This window comes from Jiella pacifica (genome assembly GCF_010500815.1).
Taxonomy (GTDB): domain Bacteria; phylum Pseudomonadota; class Alphaproteobacteria; order Rhizobiales; family Rhizobiaceae; genus Jiella; species Jiella pacifica.
Genome location: NZ_JAAAMG010000005.1, coordinates 21,933 through 34,983, shown reverse-complemented (window position 1 = coordinate 34,983; position 13,051 = coordinate 21,933). Strand labels below are relative to the sequence as shown.

8 protein-coding genes are annotated in these 13,051 nt (G+C 67.3%); 2 read left to right on the top strand and 6 right to left on the bottom strand.

Annotation, left to right across the window (positions count from 1 at the left end; translation table 11 throughout):
* Window positions 1-3: 3 nt before the first annotated feature.
* The 5 genes from GTK09_RS07745 to GTK09_RS07725 all read right to left on the bottom strand — a co-directional run bounded on the left by GTK09_RS07745 (window position 4) and on the right by GTK09_RS07725 (window position 6,601).
* Window positions 4-1,263 carry an aromatic ring-hydroxylating oxygenase subunit alpha gene (locus tag GTK09_RS07745; protein WP_376767963.1) on the bottom strand — a complete coding sequence of 420 codons (1,260 nt, stop codon included), beginning with the start codon at window positions 1,261-1,263 and terminating at the stop codon, window positions 4-6.
* A gap of 188 nt (window positions 1,264-1,451) precedes the next feature.
* A complete protein-coding gene (locus GTK09_RS07740; RefSeq protein WP_163462483.1) occupies window positions 1,452-2,018 on the bottom strand; it encodes a sarcosine oxidase subunit gamma in 567 nt (188 codons plus the stop codon).
* Window positions 2,011-4,995 carry a sarcosine oxidase subunit alpha family protein gene (locus GTK09_RS07735; protein ID WP_163462482.1) on the bottom strand — a complete coding sequence of 995 codons (2,985 nt, stop codon included), beginning with the start codon at window positions 4,993-4,995 and terminating at the stop codon, window positions 2,011-2,013. The genes GTK09_RS07740 and GTK09_RS07735 overlap by 8 nt, the downstream gene beginning before the upstream one ends.
* An 11-nt stretch (window positions 4,996-5,006) precedes the next feature.
* Window positions 5,007-5,315 carry a sarcosine oxidase subunit delta gene (locus tag GTK09_RS07730; protein ID WP_163462481.1) on the bottom strand — a complete coding sequence of 103 codons (309 nt, stop codon included), beginning with the start codon at window positions 5,313-5,315 and terminating at the stop codon, window positions 5,007-5,009.
* Between the two features lie 32 nt (window positions 5,316-5,347).
* Window positions 5,348-6,601, bottom strand: coding sequence for a sarcosine oxidase subunit beta family protein (locus GTK09_RS07725; RefSeq protein WP_163462480.1), 1,254 nt, complete (start codon window positions 6,599-6,601; stop codon window positions 5,348-5,350).
* 437 nt (window positions 6,602-7,038) lie between these two features.
* On the opposite strand from GTK09_RS07725, the gene GTK09_RS07720 reads away from it, so the two are divergent.
* The gene (locus tag GTK09_RS07720) at window positions 7,039-8,037 is read left to right on the top strand and encodes a type I glyceraldehyde-3-phosphate dehydrogenase (RefSeq protein ID WP_163462478.1); all 999 of its coding nucleotides are present in this window, start codon (window positions 7,039-7,041) and stop codon (window positions 8,035-8,037) included.
* Between the two features lie 17 nt (window positions 8,038-8,054).
* On the top strand, window positions 8,055-10,334 hold the full coding sequence (locus GTK09_RS07715) for an NADP-dependent malic enzyme (protein WP_163462476.1): 2,280 nt from the start codon (window positions 8,055-8,057) through the stop codon (window positions 10,332-10,334).
* Between the two features lie 646 nt (window positions 10,335-10,980).
* Here the strand turns inward: GTK09_RS07715 and GTK09_RS07710 are convergent.
* Window positions 10,981-12,978 (bottom strand): hypothetical protein, encoded by a 1,998-nt coding sequence (locus GTK09_RS07710; RefSeq protein WP_163462474.1) that lies wholly within the window; start codon window positions 12,976-12,978, stop codon window positions 10,981-10,983.
* Window positions 12,979-13,051: the final 73 nt, after the last annotated feature.

The window sequence follows — 13,051 nt, the reverse complement described above, 5'->3', positions numbered from 1 at the left end:
CCTTCAGGCGACGGCGCGGGTCTGGCTGAGATGCGACAGCATCCGGCCGACATACCAGTTGATGAATTTCTCGACGAGCATCTCGGTGTGCGGCGAATAGGGGCCGGGCTCGTAGCCCTCCATCGAGACGCCGCTCTGGCAGTAGCCGACGAGGTCGGAATCCTGCTGGTTGGTGGCCATCCAGACGCCGATGAGATTGTCGAGATCGTAGTCGACGCCCTCGACGGCGTCCTTGTGGACCAGCCATTTGGTCCTGAGCAGCGAGCGCTCGGCGTCGAGCGGCAGCACCGAGAAGACCACCGCGTGGTCGCCCATGAAATGGTGCCACGAGTTCGGCTGGGTCCAGAAATGCAGGCCGCCGAGCTTGGCGCTCGACAGGTTGCCCATCAGCTTGTTGCAGGCGCGCTTGGTGTCGATCGTGTGGCTCTCGCCGGCGCCCGACAGCGGCAGGCGCTCGGTGCGGAAGCCGGTGACCATGTCGTCCAGCCGGTCGACCTCGCGGGACGGCAGGCCGGCGGCCTCCCAGTCGCGGTGGTTGTCGTTGAGCATTGAGGCATATTGCGCGGCATGCTCACGCTCGGTCTCGTCCAGCTCTTCCGGCGCGAAGCCGAAGCCATAGGCGAACAGCGGCACGGTCAGCTCGGGATGATTCGCCCCGCAGTGATAGCACTCGCGGTTGTTTTCCATCGTCAGCTTCCAGTTGCCCGGCTCGATCAGGTCGTGCTGGTAGGCGACCTTGGTCTCGCGCAGATTGTGGGGCCTAAGATAGGGCGCCATCACCCGCTCCAACTCGTCGAAGTCCTTCGGCGGGTTTTCGGCGAGGCAGACGAAGAGGAGGCCTTCCAGCGAGCGGATGTGCACCGGTTTCAGCCCGTGGCAGGACTTGTCGAAGCTCTCGCCCATGTGCTCGGCATGGATGAGCTGGCCGGTCGTGTCGTAGACCCAGGAATGATAGCGGCAGACGAGGTTGCCGACCGTCGACTTCTCCTCGTGGACGAGGCGGGCGCCGCGATGCCGGCAGACATTGTGGAAAGCCCGGACCTCGCCGTCGTCGTCGCGCAGGATGGCGATCGAGTTCTTGCCGATGTCGACGACCATCACGTCGCCGGGCTCCGGCACGTCGGGCTCGACGCCGACGAAGATCCAGTGCCGGCCGAAGATCATCTCCATGTCGGCGTCGAAGATGTCCTTGTCCGTATAGAAGGGCGCTTCGAGCGTGTACCCCTTCTTGCGGTGGGTCAGGCGGGCGACGAGGTCGTTCATCATCATGATGCACCCTATGGGGGCCGGAAGAGCGGGCGCCGGCCGCGCCCCTGTTGATCGATCGATTCCTTTTCCGGCCCGCATCGGGTCGGCGTCTTTTCAGGCTTCAGAAGTCTTCGGGGCGGGGCAGGTCGTCCCGCTCGATGTCGCGGATCGGCATGTTCCGATCGGAAAATCGGCGTTCCCGATCATGACCGGGTCGCTTCGACCAGGAATCCCTGGACGTATGGCGCGAAGGTTCGCCAGGTCGTCACCGTGAAGCGATCGGCGGCGAGCCTTGCCAGCACGATCTCGGCCTTGCCGAGGATGGTGCGGGTGGCCGAGCCGGCCGGGAAGGCCTTCGCGGCAAGGTCGATCGGGCAGCCCGCGTTGACCACGACGTCGGCGCCCGGACCCTCGACCGAAAAGCCGACGTCCCGGTGGGAGACGTCGACCAGGGAGTGGGGCACGCCGGTCAGCGCGGCCGAAATCGCCTCGCACCGCTCGTCCACCTCGTCGGCAGCCGTGATCAGCATCCATTCGTCCGGGCCGAGGCGAAGGGCGGTCCGCATCCCGGAATCCGCCTCGGGCGACGTCCGCGAGTTGATGGCGCCTGTCAGGTCGAAGCCGTCGATGGTGCCGCGCCCGGCGAGCGCCGCCGGCTTGATGCGAAAGGCGAGGCGGCCTTGCGGATCGAGCGGCCTGACCGTGACGCTGGCCTCGGAGACGAGCGGCGAAACCGTCGGTGCCCGGCGGGCGAGATTGCGCTCAAGCATCGGCGGTTTCTCCCTTCACGTCGTAGAATACCGCGTTCGAGATCACCGCCTCGGTGAAACCGGCCGGCGTCGTCACGAAGACCGTCTCGCCGATCCTCTCGCGCCCCGCATCGATCATCGCCATGGCGATCGACCGGCCGCAATTGGAAGACGCGTAGCTGGAGGTGACGTGGCCGATCATCTTCATCGGGATCGGCTGGGCGGGATCGTCGACCACCTGCGCGCCCTCGTCGAGCACCTCGTCAGGGGTCTTCGTCAGGAGCCCCACGAGCTGGCGGCGGCCCGCCGCGATCATGTCCGGCCGGGTCAGCGAGCGCTTGCCGACGAAGTCGGGCTTGACCTTGGAAACGAGGCCGGAGAGGCCGAGATCGTCCGGCGTCACGGTGCCGTCGGTCTCCTGCCCGACGACCACGTAGCCGACCTCGGCGCGAAGCACGTGCATCGCCTCTGTGCCGTAGGGCGTGATCCCGTGCTTCTGGCCTTCCTCGTAAAGCGTCTTCCAGACCGCCTCGCCATAGTCGGCCGGCACGTTCACCTCGAAGCCGAGCTCGCCGGTGAAGGAGACGCGGAACAGCCGGCAGGGGACGCCGCAGACATAGCCGGTCTTCACCGTCATGTGCGGAAAGGCGGCCTCCGTGAGGTCGATGTCGGTGACGAAGGGATCCAGCACCTTGCGGGCGTTCGGACCCTGCAGGGCGATCACCGCCCACTGTTCGGTGATCGACGTCAGGAACACGTCGAGATCCGGCCACTCGGTCTGGAGGTAGTCCTCCATGTGGCGCATCACCCGCGGCGCGCCGCCGGTGGTGGTCGTCACGTGGAAGCGATCCTCGGCGAGGCGGGCGACGACGCCGTCGTCATAGACGAAGCCGTCCTCGCGCAGCATCAGCCCGTAGCGGCAGCCGCCGGTCTTCAGCTTGGTCCAGGCATTGGTATAGATGCGGTTCATGAACTCCGCCGCATCCGGGCCGATCACCTCGATCTTGCCCAGCGTCGAGGCGTCGAAGATGCCGACATGGGTGCGCACCGCCCGGGTCTCGCGGGCGACGGCGGCGTGCATGTCCTCGCCGACCCTCGGGAAGTACTTCGCCCGCCGCCACAGGGCGACCGGCTCGAACACCGCGCCGTTTGCCTCGGCCCACGGGTCGATCGGCGTCTTGCGGACGGGGTCGAAGAGCTCGTCCCGCGCCGGGCCGATCAGCGCGCCGAAGGAGACCGGCGTATAGGGCGGCCGGAAGGTCGTGGTGCCGACGGCGGGCAGCGGCCGGTCGAGAATGCCGGCGACGAGGCCGAGCGCATTCATGTTCGACGTCTTGCCCTGGTCCGTGGCCATGCCCGTCGTGGTGTAGCGCTTGACGTGCTCGATCGACTCGAAGCCCTCGCGCACCGCGAGTCTGATGTCCTTGGCGGTGACGTCGTTCTGGAAGTCGACGAAGGCCTTGACCTTGGAGGCATCGGCGTCGGTCGGCAGGACGCGGACGGGCTGGAAACCGGTGAAGGAAGCCGTCGCTTCCGGCGCAAGCTCCCCGCCGCCAGCCTTCGCGCCATCGGCGATGACTTCGGTGAGGTCGTAGACGCCGCGGCAGGCGCCGGCCGAGCGCTCGGCCTGGGCCGAGGTGCCCGGCACGAAGGCGTCGAGTTCGACGTCGAAGCGCAGCTTGCCGCGCGACTGGGAGAAGAGATGGACCGACGGCGTCCAGCCGCCGGACATGGCGACGCAGTCGCAGGCGAGCGTCGTCTTCTCGCCGATCGTCCCGTCCCGGCCGATGGGCGAGACGACGAGGCCGGTGACGCGCTTCTTGCCGAGGGCGCGGATGACCGTGTGGCCGCTGCGAACCGTGATGCCGGCGTCTTTTGCTGCGGCGAACTCCGGGCCGCAATCGGCTTCGAGGCGGATGTCGACGATCGACACCCGCATGCCCGCCGCCTTGGCGTCGAGGGCGGTCCGGTAGGCCGAGGCCGACGAGGTTACGACGACCAGTTCGTTGCCGGGCAGGACGGCCCAGCGGTTGAGATAAGCCCGGACGCTCTCGGCCAGCATGATACCCGGCCGGTCGTTGTTCTCGAACACCAGCGGCCGCTCGTGGCTGCCGGTGGCGAGCACCACTTCGCCTGCCCGCACCTGCCACAGGCGCTCGCGGGCAAGGCCCTCCGGCGCATCGGCCCGGTGATCGGAGATGCGCTCGACCATGCAGACGTGGTTGTGATTGTAATAGCCGAAGGCCGTCGTGCGCGGCAGGATGACGACGTTTTCGCGCGCATCCAGCGTCGCCACGGCACCCGCCACCCACTCCTTGGCCGGCCTGCCGTCGATCGTAGCGGTCGTGTCGTTGAGCAGCGCGCCGCCGGGCTCCGAGCCTTCGTCGGCGAGGATGACGCGCTTGGTCCCATCGGCCGAGGCGGCGAGCGCGGCGGCTAGGCCGGCCGGGCCGGCGCCGACGACGAGAACGTCGCAATGGGCGTGGCGGTTGGAATAGCGGTCGGCGTCCTTCACGTCCGGCGCTTCGCCGAGGCCGGCGGCCTTGCGGATCACCGGCTCGTAGACCCGGTCCCAGAATTTCCGCGGCCACATGAAGGTCTTGTAGTAGAAGCCGGCGACGAAGACCGGCGACAGCAGGTCGTTGACCGCGCCGATGTCGGTTTCCAGCGACGGCCAGTGGTTCTGAGTGTTCACCACCAGCCCGTCGCGCGCCTCGACCACCGAGGCACGGTTATTCGGATCACGGTAGCCGGGGCCGCGATCGGCCCGCCAGTCGACCGAGAGGAGGGCGCTCGGCTCGTCGGAACCGTGGGAGAGAATGCCGCGCGGCCGGTGATACTTGAACGAACGGCCGGCGAGATGCTGGCCCGAGGCGATCAGCATCGAGGCGACGGTGTCGCCGGCAAAGCCCTCCAGCCGCTTGCCGTTGAAGGTGACGGCGAGCGGGCGGCTGCGGTCGATGCGGCCGCCGGAGGGGCGGCGAAAGGGCTGGCTCATGATGGCCCCGTTCAGGCGTTCGAGGGGGTTGAAGCGGTGGCGGCGTCACGGTCCGGCCGTGGCTTGCCCATTTCGTAGGTCGCCACGAAGGCGTCGCTCACCGTGTCGCGCAGCGCGTTGAACCAGCGGCCGCAGCCATGGCCATGCAGCCAGCGCTCGGCCTGAACGCCCTTGGGATTGGTTCGATAGTAGAGGAACGAACCCCAGTCGGCGTCTCCGACCGCCGTCGGCGTCTCGGGCCTCGCAATGTGCGCTTCGCCGCCACAGTGGAACTCCACTTCAGGGCGTTTACCGCAATAGGGGCAGTCGATCAGGAGCATCGTCATGCACTCCGAGGAGTCCGAAAAGAATGTTAGTGCGCGACGGCCGCGGCCGCTGCCTCGTCGATCAGCCGGCCGGTCTTGAACCGGTCGAGGCTGAACGGCGCGTTGATCTTGTGGGGCTCGCCGGTCGCCAGCGTATGGGCGAAGACGTGGCCGGAGCCGGGCGTCGCCTTGAAGCCGCCGGTGCCCCAGCCGCAATTGACGAAGAGCCCTTCGATCGGCGTCTTGCCGAGGATCGGCGAGCGGTCGGGCGTGACGTCGACGATGCCGCCCCAGGAGCGCAGCATGCGCATGCGGCCGAACTGCGGGAACAGCTCGCAGATCGCATCCAGCGTGTGGTTGATGATCTGGATGCCGCCCTGCTGCGAGTAGGAAACGTACTGGTCGGTGCCTGCGCCGATGACCAATTCGCCCTTGTCGGACTGGGAGATGTAGGCGTGGACGGCGTTCGACATGACGACGCAGGGGAAGACCGGCTTGACCGGCTCCGACACCAGCGCCTGCAGCGGCACGCTCTCGACCGGCATCCGGAGACCGAAGCGACCCATGACGACGCCCGTATGCCCCGCCGCGACGACGCCGACGCGCTTCGCCCCGATCGTGCCGCGGCTGGTCTCGACGCCGGCGACCGAGCCGTCCGGATGGCGCTTCAGGCCGAGGACCTCGCAGTTCTGGATGATGTCGACGCCGCGGGCGTCGGCGCCGCGTGCATAGCCCCAGGCGACGGCGTCATGCCGCGCCGTGCCGCCGCGCCGCTGCAGCGCGCCGCCGAGGACGGGATAGCGCAGGTCCGGCGAAATCGACAGCGGCGGGCAGTAGGCCTTGCACTCCTCCGGCGACAGCCACTCGTTGTCGATGCCGTTCAGGCGGTTGGCATAGACGTGGCGCTTGAAGGAGACGACGTCGTGATGGTTGTGCGCGAGCATGAGGACGCCGCGCTGGGAGAACATGACGTTGTAGTTCAGCTCCTGGGAGAGGCCTTCCCAGAGCTTCATCGCATGTTCGTAGAGACCGGCCGATTCGTCGAAGAGATAGTTGGAGCGCACGATGGTGGTGTTGCGGCCCGTGTTGCCGCCGCCGATCCAGCCTCTTTCGAGCACTGCGACATTGGTCACGCCGTGGACTGAGGCGAGGTAGTAGGCCGTCGCCAGCCCATGGCCGCCGCCGCCGACGATGACGACGTCGTACTCCTTCTTCGGCTCCGGTGCGCGCCACTGGCGCTCCCAGCCCTGATGGCCGGAAGCGGCTTCCTGAAGGAGGCTTTTCAGTGAAAAACGGCGCATGTCTCGAACCCCGCTGACCTTCGCCGACAATGCGCAGAGTGACGGTTTTTTGACTAACTCAAAAGCGAAGTGGAACGCTTCAAAAGCGACATCGATGACGAAAGTTTTGCCGTGCTGCAAAATCCATCACTGCATTGCAAAAAACGTTTGGCAGCAACGGCTTGGCATGAAACTGGCGAGCGGCCTCCAGATCGTTTCGTTGGCGCAGAGCGAGGAAGCGGGTTCGAGGGAGCGTGGCTGCGTCGGAGCCGCAACGGCGCGCGGTGCCGGCGGCCGCTCTGAACGCAAGGCTCGGGTGGGCGCGCGATCGGGCCGGCGAACAGGGCCGAACATGTCGCGGGGACGCTTGCGAGGCTTCACATCGGGCGGTGAAACGGTCTAGGTCGTTGCCCGACCCCAATGGCCGGATTTTGCGGCCTCCTTCCATCGAAGCGACGATGACCCTGCGACCCACCACCCTGGCGCTCAACGGCTTCGGCCGGATCGGCCGGACGATCCTGAGGATTCTTGCCAAGGCCGCCAACGGTGACCTGCGGCTGGTTCTCATCAACGACATCGAGCTGCTCGAATCCTGCGCCTATCTGTTCGAATACGATTCGGTCTTCGGGCCGTTTTCAGGCCGCGTCGAGACGCGGCCCGGAATGCTGATCGTCGATGACCAGAAAATCCCGTTCCATTCCGTGCGCGACATCTCGGCGCTCGACCTTTCGGGCGTCGACGTCGTCCTCGAATGCACCGGCCACAACGACGCTCGCGAGGCGATCGAGCGCGGCCTTCGGGCAGGTGCCGGGGCTGTCCTTATCTCCGGCCCCTCGAAGGCCGCCGACGTCACTCTCGTGATCGGCGCCAATGACGAGCGTCTGGGATCCGAGCGCGTCGTCTCCAACGCTTCCTGCACCACCAATGCCCTCGCGCCGCTCCTGAAGGTGCTGGACGAGGCTTTCGGTGTCGTCTCAGGCCAGATGACCACCGTCCACTGCTACACCGGCAGCCAGCCGACGGTCGACAAGCCCCGGGGCGATGCGGCCCGCAGCCGTGCGGCCGCGCTCTCCATGGTGCCGACGACGACCAGCGCCGGCCGGCTGATCGGCGAAGTCCTGCCCGAACTGGCCGGGCGCATCGAGGCGCGGGCGATCCGCGTTCCGACCGCCAGTGTCTCGGCCATCGATCTGACGGTTGCAACCGAGCGCCGGGTGAGCGTCGCGGCGGTGAACGCCATATTGCGGGAAAAGGCCGAGACCTCGCCGGTCTTCGGCTGGACGGAAAAGCCGCTGGTCTCGTCCGATCTGCGGGCGCGGCCGGAATCGATCATCATTGCCGGACCTGAAACCTCACTTGCGGGCGGGCTTCTGAGGGTGTTCGGTTGGTACGACAACGAATGGGGCTTTTCGTGCAGAATGCTTGAAATGGCGCGCATGATTGGCCAGCGAAACTAGGGAAGATACGCCAGAACATGTCCAACGAAGAGTCAAAGCCCCTCTCGAAACGCCAGGAAGCGCTCGACTATCACGAGTTTCCCAAGCCCGGAAAACTGGAGATCCGCGCCACCAAGCCGATGACCACCGGCCGTGATCTCTCCAACGCCTATTCGCCGGGCGTCGCCGAGGCGTGCCTGGAGATCCAGAAGAACCTCGGCGATGCGGCCCGCTACACCGCCAAGGGCAATCTCGTCGCCGTCGTCTCCAATGGCACGGCCGTCCTCGGCCTCGGCAATATCGGTGCCCAGGCGTCGAAGCCCGTGATGGAGGGCAAGGCGGTCCTGTTCAAGAAGTTCGCCGGCGTCGACTGCTTCGACATCGAGGTGAACGAGACCGACCCCGAAAAGCTCGCCGAGATCGTCGCCAGCCTCGAGCCGACCTTCGGGGCGGTCAATCTGGAAGACATCAAGGCGCCGGAGTGCTTCATCGTCGAGCGGCTCTGCCGCGAGAAGATGAACATCCCGGTCTTCCACGACGACCAGCACGGCACGGCGATCGTCGCCTCGGCGGCGGCGGTGAACGCGCTGAAGGTTGCGCGGAAGAACATCGAGGACATCAAGATCGTCGCCCTCGGTGCGGGCGCGGCCGGCATCGCCTGCCTGAAGATGTTCCTGGTGATGGGGGCGAAGCGCGAAAACATCACCATGCTCGATTCCAAGGGCGTGGTGCACAAGCTTCGCAACGATCTCTCCCCCGAAAAGGCCGAGTTCGCCCGCGAGACGGAAATGCGCACGACTCTCGAAGCCATGGAGGGCGCCGACCTGTTCCTCGGCGTTTCCGGGCCGGGGCTCCTCACCAAGGAGATGGTGGCGAGGATGGCAGAGCGGCCGATCATCTTCGCGCTGGCCAATCCGACGCCGGAGATCATGCCGGAGGAGGCTCGCGAGGCTTCCCCGGGCGCGCTGATCGCGACGGGCCGGTCTGACTACCCCAACCAGGTCAACAACGTCCTCTGCTTCCCCTTCATCTTTCGCGGGGCGCTCGATGTCGGCGCCACCGAGATCAACGACGAAATGAAGCTCGCCTGCGTCGAGGCAATCGCAGGGCTCGCACGTGAGACCGCCTCGGCCGAAGTCGGCCACGCCTATCGTGGCGAGCGCCTGACCTTCGGGCCGGAATATCTGATCCCGAAACCGTTCGATCCGCGGCTGCTGCCGACCATCGCCTATGCCGTTGCCAAGGCGGCGATGGAATCGGGCGTCGCGACCCGGCCGGTCGATCTCGAAGCCTACAGCGCCCGGCTGAACGCCCAGGTCTACCGCTCCTATTCGGTCATGCGCCGGGTGTTCGATGCCGCGCGCGCGTCGAGCCGGCGGATCGTTTTCGCCGAGGGCGAGGACGACCGGGTGCTGCGCACCGCCCAGGCGATGGTCGAGGAGACCCAGGACAGGCCGATCCTCATCGGCCGGCCGGACGTCGTCAACGCCCGGCTGGAGCGCGAGGGCCTGAAGATCCGCGCCGGCGAAGATTTCGAGATCGTCAATCCCGAGGACGATCCGCGCTACCGCGACTATTGGGGGACGTATTACGAGCAGATGCGCCGGCGCGGCGTCTCGCCCGATCTCGCCCGCGCCGTGATGCGCACCAACACCACGGCCATTGCCGCCGTGATGGTGCATCGCGGCGAGGCCGACAGCATGATCTGCGGCACCTTCGGCGAGTATCGCTGGCATCTGAGCCATCTCACCCAGATCCTCTCGACCAGTGAGCTCCATCCGGTCGCGGCGTTGTCGCTGATCATTCTCGACAAGGGTCCCCTCTTCGTCGCCGACACCCACGTCCACATCACGCCCGATGCGGCCCAGGTCGCCGAAACGGTGATCGCGGCGGCACGGCACGTGCGCCGCTTCGGCGTCGAGCCGAAGATCGCCCTGTGTTCGAGTTCGCAATTCGGCAATCTGGACAACGAATCCGGACGGGTGATGCGCGGGGCGCTGAAGCTTCTCGACGAGAAGCACCTCGACTTCGCCTATGAGGGCGAGATGACCACCGACACCGCCCTCGATGCTGAGTTGCGCGACCGGCTGTTTCCGGGCGGGCGGCTTGAGGGGCGGGCAAACGTCCTCGTCTATGCCAACTCGGACGCGGCGGGCGCCGTGCGCAACATCCTGAAGTCGGTCGCCGGCGGCCTCGAAGTCGGCCCGATCCTGATGGGCATGGGCAACCGGGCGCATATCGTCACCCCCGGCGTGACGGTGCGCGGCCTCCTGAACACGGCGGCGCTGGCCGGCTCGGCGGTGTCGAGCTACGGTTGAGGATCAGTGCGGCGGCGGGTCCCCGTTCAGACGGGGGATCCGCCGGTCCCGCCACGGCCATCCCGTCCGACTCCACCACCGCGATGTCGGGGGTGATGAGCAGATGGGTGATGCCGAACTCCGCCTGCAGTTTCCGCAACAGCCGCAGCACCCGCGCCTGCACCCAGGGCAATGGAGGGCCGAGCGGCTTCCGTCGGCAATGATCGGCTTCGGGCGAAGGGCAGGGAGGGGCGATGCAGAAACGACGGGAATCTCGCTGCCGCTCGGAAGTGGGCATGTCTCCATCCGGCCTCACTGCCGCAGATGCGCTGCACGGTGGCAAGAAGCCCCCGCATATAGGCGTTCTTCGGTGCGGCGAAGATCGCCGCCACCGATCCCCGTTCTAGCATTCGGCCATGGCGCATGACGATGGCGCGGTCGGCCATCTCAGCGACGACGCCCATGTCGCGGGCAATCACGGGCAGCGCCGTGCGGAACTCCTTGTGGAGGTCGCGCAGGAGGTCCAGAATCTGGCCCTGCCGTCTGCCCGCTTCACGTGGCCGACCTCGAGCATGTCCGAGTGGCGGGCACGATCCTCAGCAAATCCAATCGGGGTGCCGCCCAAAAGCCCGGCGCCCCGATCTGCATTCAAAAGCTGGTTGTCGCGTCAGCAGCCGGAGCCGGACAGGACCGCCGCGCCGCCGCCGACCTGGTCGACGGTCACCGAGCAGCCGCCGCCGAGATCGACCGACTGACCGGTCGCCACGACCTGTCGACCCGTGCCGACGATGTAGAGGGTCGCGCCCTGGTCGGATACGGCGGAGACGAAGACCTTATGATCACCGAAGGCCTTGGTCTGGCCCGTGCCGGTCGCGTCCGAACCAAGAGACGCCGTCTCGGTTCGCGCGGCCGGCGCTTGCGAGGTGGCGTCGTCCGCAGTCGGCGCGGCCGGCTCCGGCGCAGCGGCGGACTGCGCCGGCTCAGCCTCACTGCCAGCTTCCCCGGCCGCTTCACCACTCTGCTGCGGTTGCGGCGACTGATCCGTCTGCTGGCTCTGTCCGGACTGTCCGGACTGGCCGCCTTCGCAGCCATTCGCCGAAAGCGTCGCCTTGCCTTCGTTCACGGCATCGAGGGTGATCGAGCAACCATTGCCGATGTCGGCGCTCTGGCCGACGTCGACGCTCTTGCGGCCGGCACCACCGACGACGAAGAGCGTCGCGGCATTGTCCTGCACTCCCGAAACGAAGATCCGGTTCTCGCCGAACACCGCGGTCTGGCCGGGGCCGAAGCTGTCGCCGGAACCGGACTGCTGGCCAGCCTGCGAGGACGATCCGCCATCGGCGGCGGCCTGCTGGCTGCCCTCCGACCCGGACCCCTCGCCGGCCGAAGCCGAAGCCTGCTGCTTGTTGCCCTGAGCCTCATTGCCCTGAGCCTGCTGGCCGCCCTGGTTCTGCTGGGCGCTCTGGTCGCCGGTTTGGCCGCTCTGGCCGGTCTGCTGCCCATCGCCTTGGCCGCCTTCGCAGCCGCTGGCCGACAAGGTCGCGGCGTTGTTCTCGGTGCTTTCCAGCGTGATGGTGCAGCCATTGCCGGCATCGAGGCTGGAGCCCGTCGCGACCTGCTCGCGCTGGCCGCCGACCACCATCAGCATCGCCCCGTCGTCATTGACGCCCGACACGAAAATCTTGGTCTCGCCGAAAGTGGCGACACCGCCGACCGGAACCGGACCACCCGAGCTGCCTACCTGTCCGCCGCCGGCGCCCTGTCCGGAAGAAGCCGCAGCCTGCTGCTCGCTGCCCTGACTCTGCTGGTCCGAGTTTTCCTGTTCGGCCTGCTGGCCTTCCTGGGCCGCCTGGCCGCTGGTTTCGGAAGTGGCGGCCGCTGCGGCTGCGCCCTGGCCCGAACCCTGGCCGCTCTGTTGGCCGCCCTGGGCTGCCGCCTGCTGCTGGTCGCCCTCGGAACTGCCGGAGGCAGCCTGGCCGGAGCCGCCTTCACAGCCCTTCGCCGACAGGAACGCCGCGCCGGAGGCGACGCCGGACAGCGTCACCGAGCATCCCTCGCCGACATCGACCGACGAACCGGCCTGGACGTCCTGCGCCTCGCCGCCGCCCGCGGCCAGCTTCGCCGAACCCTCGGAGACTTCCGAAAGCGTCAGGCGGCTGGAGCCGAAGATCGCCGATTGGCCGGGTACGAGGATCGCGCCTGTCGCGCCGACGGACTGGACGAGCTGCGCCATGTCGCCGCCCTGGCCGCCGGCGGCGCCACCGCCCTGTGAAAGGCCGGCGACGCTCTCCTGCAGCTTGGCGATTTCGGATTTGAGATCGGCAAGACCCTGGCTGGTCGCGTCCGCCGCCTGATCGGCCTGCGGCTGGACGGCCGTGGCGATCTCGTCGGTCTTGGTCTGGATGGTCTGGCCGAGCTGGTCCATCTGGCCCTGCAGGCCCGCCACGGCGTCGGTGACGGCCTTGTTGGTCTCGTCGAGCTTGGCGCTGAGCGTATCGGAAACCGTCTGGACGCCGGTTCTCGTCTGGTCGATCGGCCCCTTCAGGGAGGCGATCTGCTCGTCGACGTCGTCGCGGACGTCGTCGACATCGGGCCCAAGCAGCCAGCCGATGAACAGGCCGACGATGAGGGCCACGACGATCGGAATGAATTTCGAACCGCCCATGCAATCTTCCTCCCGGGGAATTTCGTGCGAGGCCAGAGAGGAAGGCGGACGGGCCCGGAAGTCAACCGCACGG

Excerpts from the sequence above, each read along its gene's own strand:
- GTK09_RS07745 (WP_376767963.1), bottom strand. The coding sequence starts at position 1,263 with ATGAACGACCTCGTCGCCCGCCTGACCCACCGCAAGAAGGGGTACACG.
- GTK09_RS07740 (WP_163462483.1), bottom strand. The coding sequence starts at position 2,018 with ATGCTTGAGCGCAATCTCGCCCGCCGGGCACCGACGGTTTCGCCGCTC.
- GTK09_RS07735 (WP_163462482.1), bottom strand. The coding sequence starts at position 4,995 with ATGAGCCAGCCCTTTCGCCGCCCCTCCGGCGGCCGCATCGACCGCAGC.
- GTK09_RS07730 (WP_163462481.1), bottom strand. The coding sequence starts at position 5,315 with ATGCTCCTGATCGACTGCCCCTATTGCGGTAAACGCCCTGAAGTGGAG.
- GTK09_RS07725 (WP_163462480.1), bottom strand. The coding sequence starts at position 6,601 with ATGCGCCGTTTTTCACTGAAAAGCCTCCTTCAGGAAGCCGCTTCCGGC.
- GTK09_RS07720 (WP_163462478.1), top strand. The coding sequence starts at position 7,039 with ATGACCCTGCGACCCACCACCCTGGCGCTCAACGGCTTCGGCCGGATC.
- GTK09_RS07715 (WP_163462476.1), top strand. The coding sequence starts at position 8,055 with ATGTCCAACGAAGAGTCAAAGCCCCTCTCGAAACGCCAGGAAGCGCTC.
- GTK09_RS07710 (WP_163462474.1), bottom strand. The coding sequence starts at position 12,978 with ATGGGCGGTTCGAAATTCATTCCGATCGTCGTGGCCCTCATCGTCGGC.